This is a genomic window from Streptomyces sp. GQ60 (assembly GCF_059758875.1).
Genome location: NZ_JCAXEG010000010.1, coordinates 186,910 through 209,032, shown reverse-complemented (window position 1 = coordinate 209,032; position 22,123 = coordinate 186,910). Strand labels below are relative to the sequence as shown.

20 protein-coding genes, 1 tRNA gene and 2 pseudogenes are annotated in these 22,123 nt (G+C 73.0%); 11 read left to right on the top strand and 12 right to left on the bottom strand.

The genetic code is table 11. The features are described 5' to 3' along the window. Window positions 1–2: 2 nt before the first annotated feature. Window positions 3–1,091: an ABC transporter ATP-binding protein gene (locus AC6CKD_RS24815; RefSeq protein WP_498329982.1), complete on the bottom strand. Its 1,089-nt coding sequence runs from the start codon at window positions 1,089–1,091 to the stop codon at window positions 3–5. A gap of 188 nt (window positions 1,092–1,279) precedes the next feature. Between AC6CKD_RS24815 and AC6CKD_RS24810 the strand changes: the two genes are divergently transcribed. Together AC6CKD_RS24810 and AC6CKD_RS24805 are read left to right on the top strand one after the other, a co-directional pair. Then, window positions 1,280–1,960 carry a hypothetical protein gene (locus AC6CKD_RS24810; RefSeq protein ID WP_498329981.1) on the top strand — a complete coding sequence of 227 codons (681 nt, stop codon included), beginning with the start codon at window positions 1,280–1,282 and terminating at the stop codon, window positions 1,958–1,960. 277 nt (window positions 1,961–2,237) lie between these two features. After that, window positions 2,238–2,315 (top strand) — tRNA-Thr (locus tag AC6CKD_RS24805). A gap of 85 nt (window positions 2,316–2,400) precedes the next feature. Here the strand turns inward: AC6CKD_RS24805 and AC6CKD_RS24800 are convergent. Next, entirely contained in the window at window positions 2,401–3,783 is a 1,383-nt protein-coding gene (locus AC6CKD_RS24800; protein ID WP_498329980.1) for an NAD(P)/FAD-dependent oxidoreductase, read from the bottom strand. 159 nt (window positions 3,784–3,942) lie between these two features. On the opposite strand from AC6CKD_RS24800, the pseudogene AC6CKD_RS24795 reads away from it, so the two are divergent. The 3 genes and pseudogenes from AC6CKD_RS24795 to AC6CKD_RS24785 all read left to right on the top strand — a co-directional run. Continuing rightward, window positions 3,943–4,524, top strand: a pseudogene (locus AC6CKD_RS24795) (DsbA family protein); the annotation flags it as partial. Further along, a pseudogene (locus AC6CKD_RS24790) lies at window positions 4,500–5,365 on the top strand (aminoglycoside phosphotransferase family protein). The pseudogenes AC6CKD_RS24795 and AC6CKD_RS24790, both read left to right, overlap by 25 nt. Before the next feature lie 113 nt (window positions 5,366–5,478). Further along, window positions 5,479–5,952: a GNAT family N-acetyltransferase gene (locus AC6CKD_RS24785; protein WP_498329978.1), complete on the top strand. Its 474-nt coding sequence runs from the start codon at window positions 5,479–5,481 to the stop codon at window positions 5,950–5,952. 18 nt (window positions 5,953–5,970) lie between these two features. Here the strand turns inward: AC6CKD_RS24785 and AC6CKD_RS24780 are convergent, their stop codons facing one another. Next, complete coding sequence (locus AC6CKD_RS24780) at window positions 5,971–6,963, bottom strand: zinc-binding dehydrogenase (protein ID WP_498330122.1); 993 nt, start codon at window positions 6,961–6,963, stop codon at window positions 5,971–5,973. 118 nt (window positions 6,964–7,081) lie between these two features. On the opposite strand from AC6CKD_RS24780, the gene AC6CKD_RS24775 reads away from it, so the two are divergent. Next, window positions 7,082–7,777, top strand: coding sequence for a pentapeptide repeat-containing protein (locus tag AC6CKD_RS24775; protein ID WP_498329976.1), 696 nt, complete (start codon window positions 7,082–7,084; stop codon window positions 7,775–7,777). A 255-nt stretch (window positions 7,778–8,032) separates the two neighbouring features. On the opposite strand, the gene AC6CKD_RS24770 is transcribed toward AC6CKD_RS24775, so the two are convergent. From AC6CKD_RS24770 to AC6CKD_RS24760, 3 genes are all read right to left on the bottom strand, one after another. Then, entirely contained in the window at window positions 8,033–8,536 is a 504-nt protein-coding gene (locus tag AC6CKD_RS24770; RefSeq protein ID WP_243339590.1) for a hypothetical protein, read from the bottom strand. Window positions 8,537–8,706: 170 nt separating this feature from the next. Continuing rightward, window positions 8,707–9,411: a response regulator gene (locus tag AC6CKD_RS24765; RefSeq protein ID WP_498329975.1), complete on the bottom strand. Its 705-nt coding sequence runs from the start codon at window positions 9,409–9,411 to the stop codon at window positions 8,707–8,709. After that, the gene (locus tag AC6CKD_RS24760; RefSeq protein WP_498329973.1) at window positions 9,408–10,643 is read right to left on the bottom strand and encodes a sensor histidine kinase; all 1,236 of its coding nucleotides are present in this window, start codon (window positions 10,641–10,643) and stop codon (window positions 9,408–9,410) included. The genes AC6CKD_RS24765 and AC6CKD_RS24760 overlap by 4 nt, the downstream gene beginning before the upstream one ends. A gap of 501 nt (window positions 10,644–11,144) precedes the next feature. Between AC6CKD_RS24760 and AC6CKD_RS24755 the strand changes: the two genes are divergently transcribed. Both AC6CKD_RS24755 and AC6CKD_RS24750 read left to right on the top strand, forming a co-directional pair. Beyond that, complete coding sequence (locus tag AC6CKD_RS24755) at window positions 11,145–11,702, top strand: GlcG/HbpS family heme-binding protein (RefSeq protein ID WP_498329972.1); 558 nt, start codon at window positions 11,145–11,147, stop codon at window positions 11,700–11,702. A 28-nt stretch (window positions 11,703–11,730) separates the two neighbouring features. Beyond that, a complete protein-coding gene (locus tag AC6CKD_RS24750) occupies window positions 11,731–13,200 on the top strand; it encodes a M1 family metallopeptidase (RefSeq protein ID WP_498329970.1) in 1,470 nt (489 codons plus the stop codon). A gap of 36 nt (window positions 13,201–13,236) precedes the next feature. Here AC6CKD_RS24750 and AC6CKD_RS24745 read toward each other — a convergent pair whose 3' ends face one another. Together AC6CKD_RS24745 and AC6CKD_RS24740 are read right to left on the bottom strand one after the other, a co-directional pair. Next, the gene (locus AC6CKD_RS24745; protein WP_498329969.1) at window positions 13,237–13,755 is read right to left on the bottom strand and encodes a GNAT family N-acetyltransferase; all 519 of its coding nucleotides are present in this window, start codon (window positions 13,753–13,755) and stop codon (window positions 13,237–13,239) included. 85 nt (window positions 13,756–13,840) lie between these two features. Beyond that, on the bottom strand, window positions 13,841–14,416 hold the full coding sequence (locus AC6CKD_RS24740) for a TerD family protein (RefSeq protein WP_243339523.1): 576 nt from the start codon (window positions 14,414–14,416) through the stop codon (window positions 13,841–13,843). A gap of 180 nt (window positions 14,417–14,596) precedes the next feature. Here AC6CKD_RS24740 and arfB point away from each other — a divergent pair, with 180 nt between their 5' ends. Then, window positions 14,597–15,022, top strand: coding sequence for an alternative ribosome rescue aminoacyl-tRNA hydrolase ArfB (gene arfB / locus AC6CKD_RS24735; RefSeq protein ID WP_243339524.1), 426 nt, complete (start codon window positions 14,597–14,599; stop codon window positions 15,020–15,022). A gap of 37 nt (window positions 15,023–15,059) precedes the next feature. On the opposite strand, the gene AC6CKD_RS24730 is transcribed toward arfB, so the two are convergent. Continuing rightward, window positions 15,060–15,545 carry a flavin reductase family protein gene (locus tag AC6CKD_RS24730; RefSeq protein WP_498330120.1) on the bottom strand — a complete coding sequence of 162 codons (486 nt, stop codon included), beginning with the start codon at window positions 15,543–15,545 and terminating at the stop codon, window positions 15,060–15,062. Between the two features lie 407 nt (window positions 15,546–15,952). On the opposite strand from AC6CKD_RS24730, the gene cdgB reads away from it, so the two are divergent. Beyond that, window positions 15,953–17,659, top strand: a complete 1,707-nt coding sequence (gene cdgB, locus AC6CKD_RS24725; protein WP_498329966.1) for a diguanylate cyclase CdgB — start codon at window positions 15,953–15,955, stop codon at window positions 17,657–17,659. A gap of 68 nt (window positions 17,660–17,727) precedes the next feature. Continuing rightward, window positions 17,728–18,747, top strand: a complete 1,020-nt coding sequence (locus AC6CKD_RS24720; RefSeq protein WP_498329964.1) for a CBM35 domain-containing protein — start codon at window positions 17,728–17,730, stop codon at window positions 18,745–18,747. Window positions 18,748–18,763: 16 nt separating this feature from the next. Here the strand turns inward: AC6CKD_RS24720 and AC6CKD_RS24715 are convergent, their stop codons facing one another. The 3 genes from AC6CKD_RS24715 to AC6CKD_RS24705 all read right to left on the bottom strand — a co-directional run bounded on the left by AC6CKD_RS24715 (window position 18,764) and on the right by AC6CKD_RS24705 (window position 21,896). Further along, a complete protein-coding gene (locus AC6CKD_RS24715; RefSeq protein WP_498329963.1) occupies window positions 18,764–19,684 on the bottom strand; it encodes a 1-phosphofructokinase family hexose kinase in 921 nt (306 codons plus the stop codon). A 110-nt stretch (window positions 19,685–19,794) separates the two neighbouring features. Continuing rightward, window positions 19,795–20,964: an N-acetylglucosamine-6-phosphate deacetylase gene (gene nagA, locus AC6CKD_RS24710; protein ID WP_498329961.1), complete on the bottom strand. Its 1,170-nt coding sequence runs from the start codon at window positions 20,962–20,964 to the stop codon at window positions 19,795–19,797. Next, window positions 20,964–21,896, bottom strand: a complete 933-nt coding sequence (locus AC6CKD_RS24705) for an ROK family protein (protein ID WP_498330118.1) — start codon at window positions 21,894–21,896, stop codon at window positions 20,964–20,966. The genes nagA and AC6CKD_RS24705 overlap by 1 nt, the downstream gene beginning before the upstream one ends. Window positions 21,897–22,123 lie beyond the last annotated feature (227 nt).

Genomic DNA, 22,123 nt, shown 5'->3' with positions numbered 1-22,123 from the left:
GGTCAGCCGGACAGGCGTGCACCCGAAGACGTCGAGAAGACGTGGATCTCGTTGCCGCGCGGCACCACGTGCAGCGTGGAGCCCTTCTCCGGCACCTGGCGGCCGTTCACGCGCACCACGATGTCCTGCGAGCCCTCGGAGTGCGAGGTCGAGCCGTAGACGTACCCGTCGGCGCCCAACTCCTCGACGACGTTCACGATGATTTCCAGGCCGCCCGTTTCGCCGATGTCGAAGTGCTCGGGGCGCACGCCCACGGTGACCGTGCGGTCACCCGCGTCGGCGGCGGCGGACAGCGCCTCGCGCGAGACCGGGACGACGCTGTCGCCGAACTTCACGCCGCCGTCGGTGATCGGGACCTCGACGAGGTTCATGGCCGGCGAGCCGATGAAGCCGGCGACGAAGAGGTTCGCCGGGCGGTCGTACATGTTGCGCGGGGTGTCGACCTGCTGGAGCAGACCGTCCTTGAGGACCGCGACGCGGTCGCCCATCGTCATGGCCTCGACCTGGTCGTGGGTGACGTAGACGGTGGTGATGCCCAGGTCGCGCTGGAGCGCCGCGATCTGCGTACGCGTGGATACGCGGAGCTTGGCGTCGAGGTTCGACAGCGGCTCGTCCATGAGGAACACCTGCGGCTTGCGCACGATCGCGCGGCCCATCGCGACGCGCTGGCGCTGACCGCCCGAGAGCGCCTTCGGCTTGCGGTCGAGGTACTGGGTCAGGTCCAGCATCTTCGCCGCGTCCTCCACCTTCCGGCGGATGGTGGCCTTGTCCTCACCGGCGATCTTGAGCGCGAAGCCCATGTTGTCGGCGACGGACATGTGCGGGTAGAGCGCGTAGTTCTGGAACACCATCGCGATGTCCCGGTCCTTGGGCGGCAGGTGCGTGACGTCGCGGTCACCGATGCGGATGGCGCCGCCGTTGACGTCCTCCAGGCCGGCCAGCATGCGCAGCGAGGTGGACTTGCCGCAGCCGGAGGGGCCGACGAGGACGAGGAACTCGCCGTCCGCGATCTCCAGCTCCAGCTGGTCCACGGCGGGCTTGTCGCCCCCGGGGTACAGACGGGTCGCCTTGTCGAACGTGACAGAAGCCATGGTGATGAATCCCTTCTACCGGCAGGAACGTGCCGGACGATCCGAGTGGAAGGTCTAGTCCAGTGACCTGGACTCGGCCCGACGCTACCCGCCCGAGCCGCTCCTGTCAGCACCTGGGCGGGGGTGACTTCCCCGACGTCCCCGACCGACCCGGGCGGCTGTCAGCGGCGGCTGCTTTGATCGCTCCCATGACCATCTACGACGTGACCCGCGGGCTGCCCGGCATCGAGACGCTGCGCGACCGCTGCCGGGCCCTGGCGGCGCTGGAACTGGTGATCAGCGGCGAGGAGGGCGACGGCTACTTCTCCTACGACCCGGCGTGGGGCCCGGGCGAGGAGGCGGCGCTGATGGACAACGGCTCCGGCGACGACTACGCGATCGTCTTCACGGCGGACGGAGTCTTCGGACACGGCTTCGACCACGAGTCGGTGATGAGCCCGTGGGCGGACACCGGCCACGAGGACGGGTGGCCGGGCCTGACCGACGGCATACCGGAGGCCTTCCGGCCGTACCTGACGGAGCCGGCGTTCTGCGCGGACGGCGTCTTCAACGCGACCGCCGTCTTCTGGCGCGAGACCGGCGACACGCAGTGGCGCACGGGCCAGGTGGAACTGCCGGAGGGCAAGTCCGACCCGGACGGCGCGGACTACCTCTTCGAGCTGCTCGTGACGGGCACCCCGGAGGCCTACCGCGACTTCGCCGAGGACTACTTCGAGACGGACCTCCCCCTGGAGGCGATCCGCCACGTGTGGGAGCTGCGCCCGCTCACCCAGGCCGTCGTGGACGCCCTCAACCCGGGGCTGCCGCTGGAGGCGGTGCGGCCGAGGGTGGCGCGGGCGGGGTACCCGGGGCCTTCGCCCTGCCCGTGAGGGGCTTGGCCGCGCGCCGCTGGTGCTTGCGCTGGTCGGGGACGCCCAGGACCTCCCGTTTGAGGCGCTTGGCCTCGGCGCCTGTGACGCGCTTCTTGTGCTCCGCGGCTTCGGCCACGAACCCTCGCACCCCTGTGGTCCGATCGTCGGACGTGTAGTTCAGTACGTAGAACGAACGGGCAGGCGAGGGGTTGTGGACGCCGGAAAGTTCTTCGCGGCGGGGTTGGGCGGCTGTGTAGAGTGAAGGCGATTCTGTGCGCTGCGCAGTGTCACATGTGCCCCCTTAGCTCAGTCCGGCCAGAGCACTCCACTTGTAATGGAAAGGTCGTCGGTTCGAATCCGACAGGGGGCCCCATCCCAGGTCAGAAGCTTTAAGGCCAAGGGAATTCGTACAGAAGCGGAAGGCCCCGGGCAGTCGCCCGGGGCCTTTTGCGTGTCCGTCAGTGGCGGCCCGAGATGCGGTCCGCCAAGCGGGCCAGCGGGGTTGTCGTCGGGGTGTGGGTGGTGGATTCGCGGCGGTCGGCTTCGCGGTAGGCGGCGTAGAGGGCCTGGACGCCGAGCCAGCGGAAGGGTTCCGGCTCCCAGCGGCGGACGCGGTGGTTGACCCAGGGGAGGGTGGTGAGGTCGGTCGTGTCGCCCAGGACCAGGTCGCGGAGGGTGCGGGCCGCGAGATTGGCCGTGGCCACGCCGGAGCCCACGTAGCCGCCGGCCCAGCCGAGGCCCGTCGTGGAGTCCAGGGTGACCGTGGCGCACCAGTCGCGGGGGACGCCCAGGACGCCGGACCAGGCGTGGGTGATCTCCACTCCCGTGAGGGCCGGGAAGAAGGATTCGAGGAGATGGGTGAGGGCGGCGATCGTGGCGGGCTGGGTGCGGCCGTCGTGGTCCGTGCGGGAGCCGTAGCGGTAGGGGACGCCGCGGCCGCCGATGGCGATGCGGTCGTCGGCCGTGCGCTGGGCGTACATGTAGGCGTGGGCCATGTCGCCGAGGGTCGCGGCGTCGGACCAGCCGATCTGGGACCAGACCTCCGGCGGGAGCGGGGCCGTGGCGATCATCGAGGAGTTCATCGGGAGCCAGGAGCGCTTCTGGCCCTTGAGGGCGGCGGTGAAGCCCTCGGTGCAGCGCAGGACGTACGGGGCCCGGACCGTGCCGTACGGGGTGAGGGCGCGGCGGGGGGCGATCTCCGTGACGGGGGTGGACTCGTGGATGACGACGCCGAGGCGTTCGCAGGCCGCTGCCAGGCCCTTGACCAGCTTCAGGGGGTGGATGCGGGCTCCGTGCGGGGTCCAGGAGGAGCCCACGGCGTCCGCGACGTCGATGCGGGCGCGGGTGTCGGTGGCGTCGTAGAGCTCGCGGTCCGTTTCGCCGAAGGCGAGTTCGGTGGTGTGGAAGGCCTCGAGGCGGGAGAGCTGGGCGGGGGTGCGGGCCACTTCGAGGACTCCGCCGCGGTGGATGTCGGCGTCGATGCCTTCCTTGGCGGCGGTGTCGATGACCTCGGTGACGGTCTCGTTCATGGCGTGCTGGAGGCGTTGGGCGGCCGGGCGGCCGTGGAGGGCGGCGTAGCGGTCGCGGCCGGCGATGCCGTTGTAGAGCCAGCCGCCGTTGCGGCCGGAGGCCCCGTAGCCGCAGAACTTCTGCTCCAGGACGGTGACGCGCAGGTCGGGGGCGGCGGCCTTGAGGTAGTACGCGGTCCACAGGCCGGTGTAGCCGCCGCCGACGATGACGACGTCGGCCGTGGTGTTGCCGGTGAGCGGGGCGCGGGGTGGGTGGGCGGGGGCGGTCTCGTCCGTCGCGTGCCAGAAGGAAATTCCGCCGTTGATCGTCATGAGGGTGTTGGTACACGGGGTTCCGGAGGGGTGTCCATGGGCGGGGCGTCGGGTTTCGGGGGCTGAGAGGTGGCCGAATGGCTGATGTGGGTGGTCTGGTCTCGTCCTTAGGGTGGTGCGGGGATTTTGTCAGGTTTTGTGTGAGAGGTGCTGCTTCGTATGGCACGGGTTGTGGTGGCGGGGCGGCTGGTCGCGGCGGTCGCGTCCGTGGCTCTGTTGGGTGGGGCGGTCGTCGGCTGCGGGTCCGGGGAACGGAAGGCCGTGGCCGTCTCCGAGGCTCCGGTGCGGATCAGCCCGATCGCCGACCGGCTCGCGGGGCTGCCCGCGACGGTGGACGGGGCGAGGATCGTCGTGGGGAAGCCGGACGCGCCGCGTACCGCGCAGGTGCTGGTGGATCCCAAGTGCGGCCACTGCGCGCGGTTCGAGGGGGCCGGCGGGGAATCGCTGCTGAGGCCGGCGGTGGCCGGGCAGGTGAAGATCGAGTACCTGTTGGCCTCGTTCTTGGACCAGGGCGGGGCGAGCGGTTCGGTCGAGGCGGTCAACGCGCTGCGCGCGTCGGCGGACGCCGGGAAGTTCGCGGAGTTCCACGCGGCGGTCTTCGCCAGCCGGCCGGAGGGGAAGTTCACCGACGAGCTGCTCCTGAAGATCGCGGACCGGGTGCCGGGGCTGCGCGGGGCGGAGTTCGACGCGGCGGTGAAGGAGCGGAAGTACGAGGGGTGGGTCGCCGAGGCCGAGAAGGGCTTCGAGGCGACGGGTGCGCGGGCGACGCCGATGGTGCTGGTGGAGGGGAAGCCGGTCGGGTCGAGGGACGGGTCGCTGTTCGACGCGGGGGCGTTCACGCGGGCGTTGCGGGGTGTCGGGATCGGGGCCTCCGCCTAGGGGGGTGGGCCTGCGGTGGGGTTCCGGTGCCCTTCGTGCGGGCGCAGGTGCGTGCCAACGGTGTGGCAGGGCGGGAGTTCGTCGATGCGCTGCGCGCGTTGGCCGGGGAGGGCTGCGTACGGCTGCTGGCGGACGATGCGGAGACCGGCACGCTGCTGCTGGAGCGCCTTGACGAGGGCAGGCACCTGTCGGCGCTGGCGGTACGGGATTCCAGGCGGGCGGTGGAACTCGTCGGGGGGTTGCTGGCCCGGCTGACGGCGGTTCCGGCGCCGGCGGGCTGCGGCGGTTCGGGGACGAGGCGGCGGAGATGCTGGAGGCGGTGCCGGGTGCGTTGGAGCGGCTGGCGGAGGGCGGGGAGCGGGGGCTGGTCGCGGACTGCGCGGCGGCGCTCGCGGAGGTGGCGGGGGAGCCGGGGGACCGGCTGCTGCACTGGGACTTGCACTACGACAACGCCCTGGCGGGCGGGCGCGAAGCGTGGCCGGCCATCGATCCGAAGCCGCTCGCGGGTGATCCGGGGTTCGAGCTGCTGCCGGCGCTGGTCGACAACTTCCGTGCCGGGGAGGTGCGGTGGCGCTTCGAGTCGCTCGCGGAGGCGGTGGGGGCGGACCGGGAGCGGGCCCGGGCGTGGACGCTGGGTCGGGTGCTGCAGAACTGCCTGTGGGACGTGGAGGACGGGGACCGGCCGGCGGCGGTGTGCAGTTGAGGGTCGCGGAGTCGCTGCTGGGGTGAGGCGGGGTGGGGAGTGGCCGGGGTGGGGGTGGTCAGGGCGGGGGGTGGTCGGGGTGGGTCGGGCGCGGTGAATCGTAGGGTGCAGGCATGATCCGTAGCGCCGTCGTCAGCGACGTACCCGTCATCCACGCCATGATCCGCGAGCTCGCGGAGTACGAGAAGGTGCCGCACGAGGCGCGCGCCACCGAGGAGCAGTTGCGGGAGGCGCTGTTCGGGGAGCGGCCGGCGGCGTTCGCGCACCTCGCGTGCACGGAGGAGGGCGAGGCGGTCGGGTTCTCGTTGTGGTTCCTGAGCTTCTCGACGTGGCGCGGGGTGCACGGCATCTACCTGGAGGACCTGTACGTCCGTCCGGGCGTGCGTGGCGGCGGCCACGGGAAGGCGCTGCTGCGGGAGTTGGCGCGGATCTGTGTGGAGCGCGGGTACGAGCGGCTGGAGTGGTCGGTCCTGAAGTGGAACGAGCCGACGATCGCCTTCTACGAGGCCCTGGGTGCGCGGCCGCAGGACGAGTGGTCGGTGTACCGGCTGACCGACGGGGCGCTGGGGGAGCTCGGGGGCGCGTAGGCCGGGGCCGGGCGGCCGTCAGGGTTCCAGGACGACCTTGCCGGTGGTGGCGCGGGTTTCCAGGTCGCGGTGGGCCGCGGCGGCTTCGGCGAGGGGGTAGCGCTGGAGGGCCGGGCGCAGGCGGCCGGCGGCGGCTTCGGCGAGGGCGCGGGTTTCGAGGAGGCGCAGGGGGTCTTCGCCGCCGGCGCGTCGGAGCATGGCGGGGCCGAGGACGTGCTGCGTGGTGATGCCGCGGGCGTCCAGGGCGGCCTGTTCGGCGTCGGTGAGGGTGAGGGGGCCGCCGGACCAGCCGAAGACGAGGTGGAGGGCGCCTTCGCGGAGGAGGCCGAGGGCGGTGCGTGCGACGGGCCCGCCGACGGAGTCGAAGAGGACGGTGGCGCCGTCGGGGTGGTGGGCGCGGAGGGTGTCGGCCCAGTCCGGGGTGGTGTAGTCGAGGGCGAGGTCAGCGCCGTTGGCGGCGGCCCGGGCGGTTTTGGCGGGGCCGCCGGCGAGGGCGACGACGGTGGCTCCGGCGTGTTTGGCGTACTGGACCAGCAGGGTGCCGATGCCGCCCGCGGCGGCGGGTACCAGGGCGACGGAGCCGGGGCCGAGCTCGGCGAACTGGAGGATGCCGAGGGTCGTGCGGCCCGTGCCGATCATGGCGACGGCGGTGGCGGGGTCGAGGCCGGGCGGGACGGGGTGCAGTCGGGCGGCGTCGGCGACGGCGTATTCGGCGTAGCCGCCGGGGGTGAATCCGAGGTGGACGACGACGGACCGGCCGAGCCAGGCGGGGTCGGTGCCGGGGCCGAGCGCGTCGACGGTGCCGGCGACTTCGCGGCCCGGGACGGTCGGCAGCTCGGGCAGGGGTGCGGGCGGGCCCTGGACGCCGCGGCGCAGGGCGGTGTCGATGAGGTGCACACCGGCGGCGGCCACGGCGATGCGGACCTGGCCGGGGGCGGGGGCGGGTCGGGGGACGGACTCGTAGGTGAGGTTCTCGGCGGGGCCGAAGGCGTGGAGGCGGATGGCGCGCATGGTGGCGGGGGTGGTGGGGGTGACCCTGGTGTCGGCAGCGGCGGCGGGGTTCGTAGGCATGGGTGAAGCCTCCGACCTCACGTGCGGTTGAGGTCAAGGGGTGGGTCAGGATGGGGGGATGGTGATGGCGCGGGACGGTCGGAAGACGCAGAAGCAGTCGGTGAAGGCGGCGCGGCGGCCGGAGGTGCGGCTGCCGGAGCTGAGCGGGTGGGCGGACGCGGGGCAGGAGCTGGAGCCGGACGGGGACTACGACGGGCTGGAGCTCGTCGAGGTGGACCTGGCGGGCGGGGACGGGCGGGGGGCCCGGTTCATGGACTGCGCGCTACGGCGCTGCGTGCTGGACGAGACCGGGCTGGCCAAGGTACGGATCCTGGACTCGGTGCTGGAGGGCGTCCGGGGGGTGGGGTCGGACCTGTCGGGGGCTTCGCTGCGCGACGTGGAACTGCTGGACGCCCGGCTGGGCGGGGTGCAGTTGCACGGGGCGGTGCTGGAGCGGGTGCTCGTACGCGGGGGCAAGATCGACTACTTGAACCTGCGCACGGCGCGGCTCAAGGACGTGGTCTTCGAGGGGTGCGTGCTGGTGGAGCCGGACTTCGGGGGTGCGGTGCTGGAGCGGGTGGAGTTCCGGGACTGTGAGCTGCGGGGGGCGGACTTCTCGGGGGCGCGGATGGCGGACGTGGACCTGCGGGGGGTCGCGGAGCTGGGGATCGCGCGGGGGGTGGAGGCGTTGGCGGGGGCGGTGATCAGTCCGGCGCAGCTGTTCGAACTGGCTCCGGCGATGGCTGCGCAGCTGGGGCTGCGGGTGGTCCCGTAGGCGGCCCGGCGGCCCGGAGGGTCCGCAGCCCGGTAGCCCGGTAGCTCTGCGGCCCGGTAGCCCGGTAGCCCGGTAGCCCGGTAGCCCAGCGGCCCGGCGGCTCTGCGGCCCGGTAGCCCCGAGCCCGGTAGCTCGGCTGCTCTGCGGCCCGGTAGCCCTGCGGCCCGGCAGCCCGGAGCCCTGCGGCCCGGCAGCCCGGAGCCCGGCGGCCCGGTGGGTCGGGCGGGCCCGGGGGGCGGGTGGTGGGCCTGGGGGTTAGGCCGGGACTCGGGGGAAGCGGGACTGGAGGGTCCAGATGACCGGGTTGTCGCCTAGGCCGTCGTGCATGTCGACGAGGTCCGCGATCACGTCGTGGAGGAAGTCCCGGGCTTCGCGGCGCAGCAGGCGGTGACTGAAGGTGAGGGGGGCTTCCTCGGACGGCATCCAGTCGGCCTCGACGTCGACCCACCCGAAGCGGCGCTCGAAGAGCATGCGGTCCGAGGACTCGGTGAAGTCGATCTCGGCGTACTGCCGGTTGGCGGCGCGGCTGCCGCGCGGGTCCTGGTCGAGCTGCTCGACGATGTCGCACAGCGCCCAGGCGAAGTCCAGTACGGGCACCCATCCCCAGGCTGTGGACACTTCCCGGTCCGCGTTGGTGTCGGCGAGGTAGACGTCCCCGCAGAACAGGTCGTGGCGCAGCGAGTGGACGTCCGCCGAGCGGTAGTCGGTCTGCGGGGGGTCGGGGAAGCGCCGGGAGAGGGAGTAGCCGATGTCGAGCACGTACCCGATGGTGTCACGTGCGGGGCGGGTGGCGACCCGCACGGACCCCTGCGGACCCCCACGGACCCGCGCGGACCCGCGCGGTCGGTGCGGGACCGGGCGGGGGTCGGTGTTCCTGACGGCTCCCGGGGTGGCGGTTCGCCGGATCGGGCTCGGCGCGCCCGGGGGCCTCAGGGGAGGAGGCGCTGTTCCTTGGCCACCGAGACCGCGCCGGCGCGGGTGTCGACGCCGAGTTTGTCGTAGATGCGGCCCAGGTGGGTCTTGACCGTGGCCTCGCTGATGAACAGGGCGCGGGCGATGTCGCGGTTGCCGAGGCCGCGGGCGAGCTGGCCGAGGATGTCGAGCTCGCGGTCGGTCAGGGTGGGACGGGTGCCCCGCATGTGGGCCATCACGCGGCTGGCGACGGGGGCGGAGAGCGTGGTGCGGCCCTGGGCGGCGGAGTGGATCGCGGCGAAGAGCTCCTCCGGGCGTTCCGCCTTCAGGAGGTAGCCCGTGGCGCCCGCGCCGATGGCCCGGGTGATGTCCGCGTCGGTGTCGTACGTGGTCAGGACCAGGACGTGCGGGGGGTTCGGGGCGGCGGTGATGCGGCGGGTGGCTTCCACGCCGTCGATGCCGTCACCGAGCTGGAGGTCCATGAGGACCACGTCGGGGTGGAGTTTGGCCGCGAGCGCGACGGCCTCTTCGCCGCTGCCCGCCTCGCCGAGCACCTCGATGTCGGGCTCGCTGCCGAGCAGGGCCAGCAGGCCCGCACGGACCACGACGTGGTCGTCGCAGAGGAGGATCGTGGTCGCGGCCCCCTGGGTGGACGCGGCCGGGGCCGGGTTCGCCTCCGTCGGGTCCGGGGTCGTGGCGGCCGGGTTCTCGTTCGTGCTCATGGGGTGGGCTCCAGGGGGATCGACGCCGACAGGACCGTGCCCTCGCCCGCGGTGGATTCGATGGTCAGGGTGCCGCCGAGTTGGCGGACGCGGGCGCGCATGGCGGGGAGGCCGTGGCCGCGTTCGGCGGCGGAGCGGGTCTGGGTGAAGCCGTGGCCGTCGTCGGCGACGTCCAGGACGACCTGGTCGCCGAGGAAGCTCAGCGTGAGGGCAGCGGTACGGGCCTGCGAGTGCTCCCGTACGTTCGCGAGCGCGCCCTGCGCGATGCGCAGCAGTGCCTGCTCGGCGCGGTCGGGGAGGGGCGCCGGTGTGCCCTCCAGGTGGAAGCGGACCTCGATGTCCGGGCCGGCGTCCAGCGCGCGCAGGGCGTCCGGGAGGCCGGCGCCGCCGGCGAGTTCGGCCGGCGCGAGGTCGTGCACCAGGCGGCGTGCCTCGGCGAGGCCGCGGGCGGTGATGTCGGTGGCGGTGCGGACGTGCGCGCGGGCGGTGCCGGGGTCGCTGTCCCAGGTGCGGTCGGCGGCCTGCAGCAGCATCTGCTGGCTGGACAGGTGCTGGGCCAGGGTGTCGTGGATCTCCATGGACAGTCGCTGGCGTTCGGCGAGGGTGCCGGCGCGGCGTTCGGTGGCGGCCAGTTCCCGGCGGGTGCGGATCAGGTCGTCGATCAGGGTGCGCTGGGCTGCCGCCTGGCGCTCCATGTGGACGAAGACGGCGGTGGCGAGGGCGGCGACGGCCGGTGGGGCGAGGAGGAGGTTGGGGTCGAAGGGCTCGGAGCCGGAGGCCTGGGCGAGGCGGAGCTGGGCCGCTACGACGAACACGGTGAGCAGGGCCACGAGGACGATGGCCGCGCGGGGCGGGAGGGTGCGCAGGGCCGTGTAGAAGAGCGGTACGGCGCACCAGGCGAAGCTCGGCGCGAGGACGACGAGGACCACCCAGACGGCGACGACCAGGCCGAGCCAGAGGAGGCGGCGCAGGGTGGGGGCGGCGCCGAGGGCGGGGCCGAGTACGTAGAGCAGGGCCAGGGTGATGCCGAGGGCGAGGATCCACGGGGTGCGGGGCTCGTCGGGGTGGCGGAGGAGGAAGCGGGCCACGGAGGCGCCGAGGAGGAGGAAGAAGGCGGTGTGCATGACCGTGGCCAGGGCGCGGGTGTCTTGGGGGGGTGGGGTGGTCGCCGGGCTCGGCGGGGCCGCCGGGGGTGGCGGGGTTGCCGGGCTCGGCGGGGGCGCGCTGGTCACGGGGTGCTCCTGGGGGGTGGTGCGTCTGTCCATGGTGCCTGTTGCCGTGCGGCGGGGGTGGGTGGCGCTGCGCGGGGCCGTCCCCTACCCGCCCTTCCACCGTTCCCAGGGCTCCGCCCTGACCCGTCGGGCCCGGGCTGCGCCCGGGGCTTCCGGGGCTCCGCCCCGGACCCCGGTCCTCAAACGCCGGACGGCTGGAAAACCGGACCCGGCGGTCGGGAAGCAGGACCGCAGGACGGCTGGAAAACCGGACCCTGCGTTCGGGAAGCAGGACCGCAGGACGGCTGGGACGAACGCCCGACGGCTGGGGTGAGCGGCTGGGACGGTTCAGGTAAGCCGTCGGTGGGGGCGGGGCGCATCGGCCGATCGGTTGACCCCGGGGTCAACCGGTGGGGGTCGGGTTGGGAGCCGGTACGGGGACGGGGTGGCGGGGGTTTCGGGGAGAGGGTTGGAGCAACGGCAGGACAGCCCGCCGTGCCGACGTTCACAGGAGCAGCAGACATGAACACCCGCACCCGCGTTCTCACCGGTACCGCCGTCGCCGTCGCCCTCGGCGCCGGAGCCTTCGGCGCGGTCAGCGCCAACGCCGCCCCGGCCTCCGCTCCGGCCGCCGCCCAGGCCGCCGTCGCGAAGAAGGACGGCGACAAGAAGAACTTCACCACCTCCACGCACCTCACCATCGACGCCGCGACCCGCGCCGCGCAGGCCGCGCTGGACGCCGCCGAGCAGGAGAACCAGCGGGTGACCGTCGCGGTCGTCGACCGCAACGGCAACACCATCGTCACGCTCCGCGGCGACGGCGCCGGCCCGCAGTCCTACGAGTCGGCGGAGCGCAAGGCCTTCACCGCCGTGTCCTGGAACGCGCCGACCTCGGTGCTCGCCGGCCGCCTCGCGCAGACCCCGAACCTGAAGGACATCCCCGGCACCCTCTTCCTCGGTGGCGGCACCCCCGTCCAGGTCGAGGGCGCCCCGGTCGCGGGCATCGGCGTGGCCGGCGCCCCGAGCGGTGACCTGGACGAGAAGTTCGCGAAGGCCGGCGTGGACGCCCTCACCAAGTAGAAGCGTCACGGGACGTAACCTCGAGCGCGTGGATCACCGCGTTCTCTCCCGCCTGGCCGCCCCCGCCGTCGCCGCCCTGCTCGCCCTCACCACGGGCTGCACGGGGGAGACCGTGCAGGGGCGGCCGGGCGCGTCCGGGGTCCGTGACCCGTTCTTCCCCAAGGCCGGCAACGGCGGCTACCAGGTCGAGCACTACTCCCTGGACCTCGACTACGACCCGGCCGACGGGCTGCTGCACGCCACCGCCGTCATCACCGCCCGGGCCGAGCAGGGACTCAGCTCCTTCAACCTCGATCTCAGCGGACTCGAGGTGGAGGGCGTGGACGTGCAGGGCGTCGGGGCCCGGTTCAACCGCACCGGCAACGAGCTGACGGTGCGCCCCGCCGAGGATCTGGAGCGGGGGGAGGTCTTCCGTACGGAGGTCGACTACTCCGGCCGCCCCAGGACGGTGACCGACCCCGACGGGTCGGAGGAGGGGTGGATCGTCACCCCTGGTGGCGGGGGCGCGGTGGGGGTCGGCGAACCCGTCGGGTCGATGGCCTGGTTCCCGGGGAACCACCACCCCGGCGACAAGGCCGCGTACGACATCAGGGTGACCGTTCCCCGGGGGTACGAGGCCGTGTCCAACGGCGAGCTGCGTTCCCGGACGGAGGAGGGCGACGGGCGGACCGTGTTCGCCTGGCACTCCGCGGAGCCGATGGCGAGCTACCTGGCGACCGTGGCCGTCGGGAAGTTCGAGGTGACGACCGGGCGGACCGCCTCCGGGATCCCCGTGTACACGGCGGTCGCGCCGGAGGAGGCGGCGGCGAGCGGGGCCGCGCTCGCGCGGCTGCCCGAGATGGTGGAGTGGGGCATCGGGCGGTTCGGCCCGTACCCCTTCTCCTCGACGGGTGCGATCGTGCTGCCCGCCCACAGCCTCGGCTACGCGCTGGAGACGCAGACCCGGCCGGTGTTCCCGGGGGCACCCGGCAGCCAGGAGCTGGTGCTGCACGAGCTGGCGCACCAGTGGTTCGGGAACTCGGTGTCGCCGAAGTCCTGGAAGGACATGTGGCTCAACGAGGGCTTCGCGACCTACGCGGAGTGGCTGTGGTCCGAGGACCACGGCGGGCCGACCGCGCAGCAGCACTTCGACGCCTACGTCGCCGGGGACACCCGTGTCGACGGCGAGGCGGGCTCGGACTGGGGCGCCTTCCCGCCGGCCGCCCCGCGGGGCCCGAAGGAGATCTCCGGGTCCCCGGTGTACGGGCGCGGGGCGATGGTCCTGCAGCGGGTCCGGCAGGAGGTCGGCGACGAGAAGTTCTTCGCCCTGATGCGCGGCTGGGCCGCCGACCACCGGCACGGGAACGCGAGCACGGCCGATTTCACCGCCTACGCGGAGAAGAAGACGGGCCGTGACCTGACGGAGGTCTGGGACGTGTGGCTGTACGGGAAGGACCGCCCGAAGGCGCCGAAGACACCGAGGGCGGCGAAGACCCCGAGGGCGGCGAAGGCGCCGTAGCCCCCTGGGGTGCCGTTGCCGGTGGCGGCGCCGCGCCTACAGGGCCTTGCGCAGGACCGTGCAGGGGCGGCCCATCTCGCGGTCGGCGCCCTGGCGCAGGGTGACGTAGCCCTGGGACCGCCAGAAGGCGAGGCCCTTCTCGTTGGCGTCGAGCACGGCGAGCCGTACGCCCGACCGTCCGGCGGCGCGGAAGCGGTCCTCGACGAGGGCGACGACGGCGCGGCCGTATCCCTCGCGGTGCGCGGTGGCGTCGATGAGCAGGAGGCCGATCCACGGGTCGGGGTCCTCGGACGCCGGATCGGGATGACGGGCGAGGGTGGCGGCCAGGCCTACGAGGCGTCCGGCGGAGCGGGCGAGGAGGACCTCGGCGCCCTCGTGGGCGAGCTCGTCGGCGAGTGCGGCTGCGACCTGTTCGACCGTGATGCGGCCGGGGTCGGGGAAATCGCCGCTGAGCTCGAAGAACGCGTGGTTCGTCGCGTAGAGGGTGGCGATTTCGGTGAGGACCGGGCCCGGCAGGGCGCCGTCCTCGACGGGAGCGAGCGGCAGGAGGATCACGTACCGAACGGTAGCGAAGCCCCCTCCCCGGACGGCCGGGAGGGGGCTTCAGCTGAGACGCGTCCGTGGACGCGGGCGCTCAGGCTTAGACGTTGACGCCGAAGTCCTGGGCGATGCCGGTCAGGCCGGAGGCGTAACCCTGGCCCACGGCGCGGAACTTCCACTCGGCGCCGTTGCGGTACAGCTCGCCGAAGACCATGGCGGTCTCGGTCGCCGCGTCCTCGGAGAGGTCGTAGCGGGCGATCTCGACGCCGCCGGCCTGGTTCACCACGCGGATGTACGCGTTGCGGACCTGGCCGAAGTTCTGGCTGCGGGTCTCGGCGTCGTAGATGGAGACCGGGAAGACGATCTTGTCGACGTCGGCGGGCAGGCCCGCGAGGTTGACGTTGATGGCTTCGTCGTCGCCCGCGCCCTCGCCGGTGCGGTTGTCACCGGTGTGGACGATGGTCTGGTCCGGGGTGGACTTGTTGTTGAAGAAGACGAAGTGGCCGTCGGAGACGACCTTGCCCTGGGCGTTGACCGCGATGGCGGAGGCGTCCAGGTCGAAGTCGACACCGGTGGTCGTGCGGGTGTCCCAGCCGAGGCCGACGGTGACGGCCGCGAGGCCCGGGGCCTCCTTGCTGAGCGAGACGTTTCCGCCCTTGGAGAGGCTTACTGCCATGGTGACTGGTGTCCCTTCCTAGTCTCACTTGGTCTCACTTGTCGTATCGACCGTGAGAGTGCCCAAGTTACCGCTGACCTCCATAACGCGGGGAGAGGGGCACCAGGTTCCGCAGTCCGGGAATTGTTCGCGTCGGAAATGCGGGTGACGGGGGTCCGGCGGGCACGGATCATAGGGGGCATGCCTGGTCCTTATGTCATCCGCGGTTCGGTCGTGCTCCCCGAGGGCGAGCTCGCCTGGCGTTTTTCGCGGTCCTCGGGGCCGGGCGGCCAGCACGTGAACACCTCGGACTCCCGCGTGGAGCTCCTCTTCGACGTCGCGGCGACGAAGTCGCTGCCCGACGTGTGGAAGGAGCGGGCGCTGGAGCGGCTCGCGTCCCGGCTGGTCGACGGGGTGGTGACCGTACGGGCTTCCGAGCACCGCTCGCAGTTCCGCAACCGGGAGATGGCGCTGGTCCGGCTGACGGCGCTGCTGGCCGAGGCCACGGCGCCGCCGCCGAAGGCGCGGCGGGCGACGAAGATCCCCCGGGGGATCAACGAGCGGCGGCTGCGCGAGAAGAAGGCCCGAGGCGAGACCAAGCGGGGCCGCAACGCGCGGGACTGGTAGCCGCCGGGGCCGCCGGGGGCGCGCCACGGACCGGAGCTCAGGGCGCCAGGTGCCGGTAGCGCCCCCGGAAGTACGTCAGCGGCGGGGAGTCCGGCGCCGGCTGGGTGGCGGTGAGGACGTGGCCGATGACCAGGGTGTGGTCGCCCGCCTCGACGCGGTTCTCCGTACGGCACTCCAGGGTGGCCAGCGCCCCCGAGAGCAGCGGGGCTCCGGAGACGCCGCCGCGCGTGTAGGGCAGGTCCGCGAAGAGCAGCCGGTCGCTGATGCGGTTCTTCATCGAGAACCGGCTCGCGATCTGGAGCTGGTGGTCGGCGAGCACCGACACCGACCACAGGGGCTGCTCGGCCAGCAGGTCGTCCATCCGTGAGCCCTCGCGCACGCTGACGAGGACGAGCGGCGGCTCCAGGGACACGGACATGAAGGCGGTCGCCGTCATGCCGACGTCCTCACCGCGCGGGCCGGCTGCCGACGGCGGGGGCTCCTGTGCGGTGATGAGGCACACGCCCGCCGCCAGTCGGGACATCGCTGCGCGGAACTCGTCGTTGCTCACCCCCACAGCATGGGGTGCGGTCAGGGAAAGTGATGTCACAGGGGTCGTAGGGGGCACGGTCGGGACGCTACTGTCACCCCTCGCGCGGCGCATCGGGCGGAGGGCCGAGCCCCGCCCCCGCCCGTCGACCTAGGCCGCCCCAGATCCGGGCGTATCGTTTGCTTCCGGGAACAGATCGGGCGAACCGGCCTGAATGAACCCGAGTGGGGCGACGCGAAGGCCGCCCTTATTCATCTCATGTGACTTGAGTCACAGAGAGCAAGATTTGTTGACCCTGTGTACCTGCCGCACAGCTCACTGTGATTCAGTGGACGGGACACCGCAACGAAGCGCCGATGACAAACCTGGAGTTGCTGTCGAGGTCTCGGGGAGAGCGAGCAATGGAGACCGAGTCGGAGCCGTACGTCCGTCTTGCGACCCTGCGGCAGCTGCACCGGGTGGTGGCCGAGCTCAATACGGCCCGGAGCCTGGCGGACACCCTGCAGACCGTCGTGGACGGCATCGTCCTGGGCCTCGGCTACGAACTCGCCTGCGTCAACCTCGTTCGCCCCGACGGTGATCTGGTCGTCGCCGCCTTCGCGGGGGACCCCGCCGCCGAAGCTCTGATCACCGGCCGCGTCGGCTCGCGCGCCTCCTGGGAACGCCGCCTGACGATGGGCGAGAACTGGGACGGCCTGCGCTTCATCCCGCACACCGAGGGCTGGGTCCTCGTCGAGGACGACGTCCCGCAGTGGCACACGGAGGGCCCCGACCCGCGGTTCGAGGACGAGTGGCACCCCGAGGACCGGCTCTACGCCCCCATGTACGCCTCCGGCGGCGAACTGCTCGGCGTGGTGTCCGTGGACCGCCCGCGCAACGGCCGCCGGCCCGGCGCCTGGGGCCGCGAAGCGCTCCAGATGTACGCCTTCCAGGCCGCCATTGCGATCAGCAACGCCCGGCTCCGCGCGAACATGCAGCGGGCCCTGGTCCGTCTGGAGCGCGAGCAGCAGGCCCTGCGCGCCAGTGAAGAGTCGTTCCGCCAGGCCTTCGAGTACGCGCCGAGCGGCATGGCCATCGCCGAGATGGGCGGCGACCAGCACGGCCGCCTGCTGCGCACCAACGACGCGCTGTGCCGGCTGCTGGGGCGGCCCGCCTCCGTGCTGCGCCGCTACTCCTTCTCCGACCTCGTGCACCCCGAGGACATCGGCACCCTGCTGCGCACCTCCGCCGAGGGCGGCCGCGCCGAGCTCAGACTCGGCCGGCGCGACGGCACGTACGTCTGGGTCTCGCTGCGCAATTCCGTCGTCGCCGACGCCGCCGACGGCCCGCGCTTCCTGCTCACCCACGTCGAGGACATCGAGGAGCGCAAGCGGCACGAGCTCCAGCTCGCCCACCGGGCCAGCCACGACTCGCTGACCGGCCTCCCCAACAGCGCGGAGCTGCGCTCCCGGCTCGGGGCCCGGCTCTGCCGCCGCCCGCAGTCGGTGCGCGCCACCGCCGTGGAGGCCCTGGACGCGGCCTTCGAGACGCGGCCGGCGGGGGAGGGCGGACCCGGTGAGCACGCCGAGCACGGCTTCCGGCCCGACGGCTTCCCCGAGCCCTTCGAGTTCCCCGGGGGCATGGGCGGCCCGCTCGGCGGTTCGGCCTCGGCGGGCCCGTACGACCACCACGTGCACACGGTCGCACCGGCGACCGACATCGACGACGGTACGAAGGGGCTCGCGGTGCTCTTCTGCGACCTCGACGGGTTCAAGTCGATCAACGACCGGTTCGGGCACCACACCGGCGACGCGGTCCTCATCGAGGTGGCCCGGCGGCTGACGACCGGCGTCCGGGACGGGGACACGGTCGCCCGGCTGGGTGGTGACGAGTTCGTCGTCCTCGCCGACGGGCTGGGCGCCGCCGACGCCGCCGACCTCGCCGTGCGGCTGCGCAACGCGATCATCCCGCCGATCCGGGTGGACGGCCGCGCGGTCCGCGTGGGAGCCAGTTTCGGCATCGGCTGGGCGAGCTGCGGCATGTCGGCGGACGAGGTGTTGCGCTCCGCCGACCAGCGGATGTACATCGAGAAGCGGTCCCGTTCGAAGGCGCACCGCAGGGCCGGGTAAACTCTCGGGCCGCCCGTGGGCGCACCTGTTCGGGGTAGGCTCCCCGGGGTCGAAAGGAGTGACCTGCGATGACGACGCCCGCGAACCACGGCCCGAACAACGGGGCGAGCAAGCCCGAGGATGACGACCCGTTCGGCTACCTCTACGAGGACGGCCAGGCCGCGGGGGCCACCCCGCCCGGGCAGGGCGGCGGGTACGGCTACCCGGGTTCCACGGCCGGCGCTCAGCCGGGTGTGCCCCGGACCTCGTACAACCAGGTCCGCACGGTCGGCGACCGGCCCTACGGCGGCCAGCGCGGGCAGGTCCCGCCGCAGCAGCAGCCCCCGGCCTACCAGGCGCAGTACCAGGCCCCCGAGGCGCTCCAGCAGGGCGGCTACGGCGTTCCGCCGCAGCAGCAGCCCCCGCAGTACACCCAGTCCGTTCCGATGCCGGGCGGCGGGCGCGGCGGCGGCCACGGCGGCGGCGGGTCCAGCCGCAACGGCATGCTCATCGCGGCCGTCGCGGTGGTCGCCGCGGTGGCGATCGGCATCGGCGCTGCGGTGATCTTCGGCAAGGACGACGACAAGGACAAGGGCAAGAACACCGCGAACACGGGCCAGAGCCCGTCGGCGCCCGCCCAGAACACCCCGTCGGGCCAGCCGAGCGGGTCCACGTCCCCGGAGGCTCCGATGCCCAAGGGCGACGCGGGCGGCTCCGGCATGGTGATCAGCGGTGGCGCCGCGCTGGAGAGCGCGGTGCCGGGGGCCAAGAGCGCGGGTGGCAAGTACGTCGGCGGGTTCACCCAGCAGGGTGCCGCCGTGACCTGGACGCTGGAGGTCCCCAAGACCGGGGAGTACACCTTCCGGATGTACTACGGCGTGCCGGGCAAGGACGCCAGCATGACGCTGGCGATCAACGGCGAAGCGCAGACCCGGCCGATCAACATGAAGAACTTCGCGAAGGCCGGCGAGGGTGCCTGGGACAAGGGCTGGACCAACACCTACTCGTACGTGAACCTCAAGCAGGGCACGAACACCATCAAGATCTCCTGCGAGGCGGGCAACTCCTGCGAGGCGGTCATCGACCAGTTCGTCCTCGAGAAGCGCTGACCGGCCCGGCGTACGCCTAGCCCGCCGTCACCTTCACCGACCCCCGTACCTCCTCGTAGGTGCGGAGGTCGAAGTCTCCCGCCGTGGGGGCGGCGACCGTGGCCGCCGAGAGGGCTACCGCGCGGGTCAGGCGGTCCGGCCAGTCCAGGCCTTCGACGAGGGCCGAGAGCAGGCCCGCGACCGCGGAGTCGCCGGCGCCGGTGGGGTTGCCCGCCAGGGTGCGGGGCGGGGCCGCCCGCCAGGTGCCCCGGGCGGTGGCGGCGAGCAGTCCGGCCGGGCCGAGCGAGGTGACCACCGCGTGGGCCCCGCGCCGGCGGGCGTCCCGGGTGGCGGGCAGCGGGTCCCGCGATCCGGTCAGCTCGGCGAGCTCGGCGGCGTTCGGCTTGATCACGTCGGGGCGGGCGGCGACCCCGCGGTGCAGGGCCTCGCCGCTGGTGTCGAGGAGGACGGGCGCGCCGGCCGCGCGGGCCGCCCGTACGAGGGTCGCGTAGGCCCCTACGGGTACGCCCGGGGGCAGGCTGCCGCACAGGGCCACCGCGCGGGGGACGTCGGCCAGCAGGGCCTCGTAGCGGGAGAGGAACCCGGACCACTCGGCGGCGGTGATCAGCGGGCCGGGTTCGTTGAACTGCGTGGTGTCCCCGGAGGCCTCGTCGACGACGGCCAGGGTGCGCCGGGTGGTGCCCGCGCAGGGGACCAGCTCGTCGCGGACGCCGGGGGAGCCGGCGAGCAGCTCGCGCACGAGGGCTCCCGAGGGCCCGCCCGCGAAGCCGGTCGCGGTGACCTCGTGGCCGAGCGCGGCGAGCACGCGCGCCACGTTGAGGCCTTTGCCGCCGGGGCGTTCGGTGACCTCGGTGACGCGGTGGGAGGCGTGCGCGAGCAGGCGCGGTACGCGGTAGGTGACGTCGAGCGCGGTGTTGAGGGTCACGGTCAGGATCATGGCGGGCCCCGGGTCTCGGTGTGTGCCGCCTCTCGCGGGGGCAACAGCATGCCAAATGCGGGAGCGGCCGGCCCGGTGTCACGGGCCGACCGCCGGCTCGTACCGTGCGGTCAGCTCCGTGCCGCGAGCGGGTCCACGATCCATTCGCCGCGCCGCATGACGCCGCGGACGTCGAAGGCGGAGTCGAGGACGACGAGGTCCGCGTACTTTCCGGGCTCCAGCGAGCCGACCTGGTCGTAGACGCCGAGCAGCTTGGCCGGGTTGGCGGAGATCGCCTGGACCACGGACTCGACGGGGAGCTTGTCGAGGGTGACCGACCGCTTGAAGGCGGTGTCCAGGGTGAGGGTGGAGCCCGCGATGGAGCCGCCCTCGACGAGGCGGGCGACGCCCTCCTTGACCTCCACCTCCAGCAGGCCGAGGTGGTAGGTCCCGTCGCCGAAGCCGGCGGCGTCCATCGCGTCGGTGATCAGCGCCACGCGGTGCGCGCCCGCGTGGTGGAAGGCCAGCTCCAGCATGGCCGGGTGCAGGTGGGTGCCGTCGTTGATCAGCTCGACGGTGACCCGCTCGTCCTCCAGCAGGGCCGCGATGGGGCCGGGCGCGCGGTGCTCCAGGCCCGGCATCGCGTTGTAGAGGTGGGTGGCCACGGTGGCGCCGGCGTCGATGGCTTCGAGCGTCTGCTCGTACGTGGAGTCGGTGTGGCCGATCGCGGCGATGACCCCGTGCTCGGCGAGCAGCCGTACGGAGTCCAGGCCGCCGGGGAGCTCGGTGGCGAGGGTGAACATGCGGGCGGCGCCGTGCGAGGCGTCGATCAGCTTGCGGACCTCGGCCGGGTCGGGGTCGCGCAGGAGGTCTTCCTTGTGCGCGCCCTTGCGGCAGGGGTTGATGAACGGGCCCTCGAAGTGGATGCCCGCGATGTCGCCCTGCTGGGTCAGCTCGGCGAGCAGCCCGGCGCGGCGGGCGAGCTCGTCCAGGTCCCCGGTGACGGTGGAGGCGACCAGGGTGGTGGTGCCGTGCTCGCGGTGGGTCCGTACGCCCTGGAGCACCTCCTCGGCGGTGCCGGAGGTGAAGGAGGCGCCGCCGCCGCCGTGGTTGTGCATGTCGACGAAGCCGGGGACGATCAGGCACCCGGAGAGGTCGACGACGGCCGCGTTCTCCTCGGCGCTGCCTGCGATGCGCTCGCCGTCGACGATGAGGCGCCCGCCCTTGACGATGCCCGTGGGCAGCACCACGTCGGCGCCGGAGAGAACGGTGCTGCGGCCCACATGTGCGCTTCCGGACATCAGGCAGGTACCTCCGTGGCGAGTAGATCCCAGGCGAGCAGCCCTGCACCCAGGCATCCGGCGGTGTCCCCTAGGGCCGCCGGAACGATGTGGGGCAGCCGCTGGAACGTCACGCGTTCCTCCACGGCCGTCCGTAGTGGTGTGAACAAGGTTTCCCCGGCCTCGGCCAGTCCGCCACCGATGATCAGCGTGCGCGGGTCCAGCAGGGTGATCGCGGTGACCAGCCCGTCGGCGAGGGCGCCGATGGCGGCGAGCCAGACCTCCAGGGCGCGCTCGTCGCCGGATTCGACGGCCTTGGCGCAGTCCGCGGCGTCCGCCTCGGGGTCGCCGGAGGCGGCCGCCCAGGCGCGGCTGACGGCGGAGGCGGAGGCGAGGGTCTCCAGGCAGCCGTGCTGGCCGCAGCCGCAGGCGGGTCCGCCGGGGCGGACCACGATGTGGCCGATCTCGCCCGCGTACCCGTGCGCGCCGGCCTCGATGCGGCCGGCGATGCCGATGGCTCCGGCGATGCCGGTGCCGAGGGGGACGAACAGGAAGCGGTCGGCGCCGCGGCCCGCGCCGATGCGGCCTTCGGCGAGTCCGCCCGTGCGGACGTCGTGGCCGAGGGCGACCGGGATCCCGCCGAGGCGTCTGCCGAGCAGTTCGCGCATGGGGACGTCGCGCCAGCCCAGGTTCGCCGCGTAGACGGCGATCCCGTTCTCGGCGTCGACGATGCCGGGGACGGCCACGCCGGCCGCGGAGGCGGTGGTGGCGAAGCGTTCCCGGCCGAGGTCGAGGAGCTCGGCGGCGAAGTCCTGGATCGTCTCGACGACGGCTTCGGCGCCCCGCTCGCGGCCGGTGGCGCGGCGCGCCTCGTGGAGCAGGGTGCCGTCGGCGGCGACGAGGGCGGCCTTCATCCCAGTGCCGCCCACATCGAGGGCGATGACGTGTTTCACGGGTTTCACGGGTGACAGTCTCGCGTGATCGGAGGGCAAAGGTCTAGTCCACTGAGAGGGATTGTTGAGTGGCCATACAAATTCGGGCCCTTCGTCGGCGGAAGGGCCGGTGCGCGGGTCCGTGCGCGGCTCCGCACGGGTGTGCGCGTGCAGGCCGTGTGCACGTTTGGGCCCGGATGTTGACCAGGCTCGAAAGTGGTGTAGACCTTTACGCGAATCGTACGGAA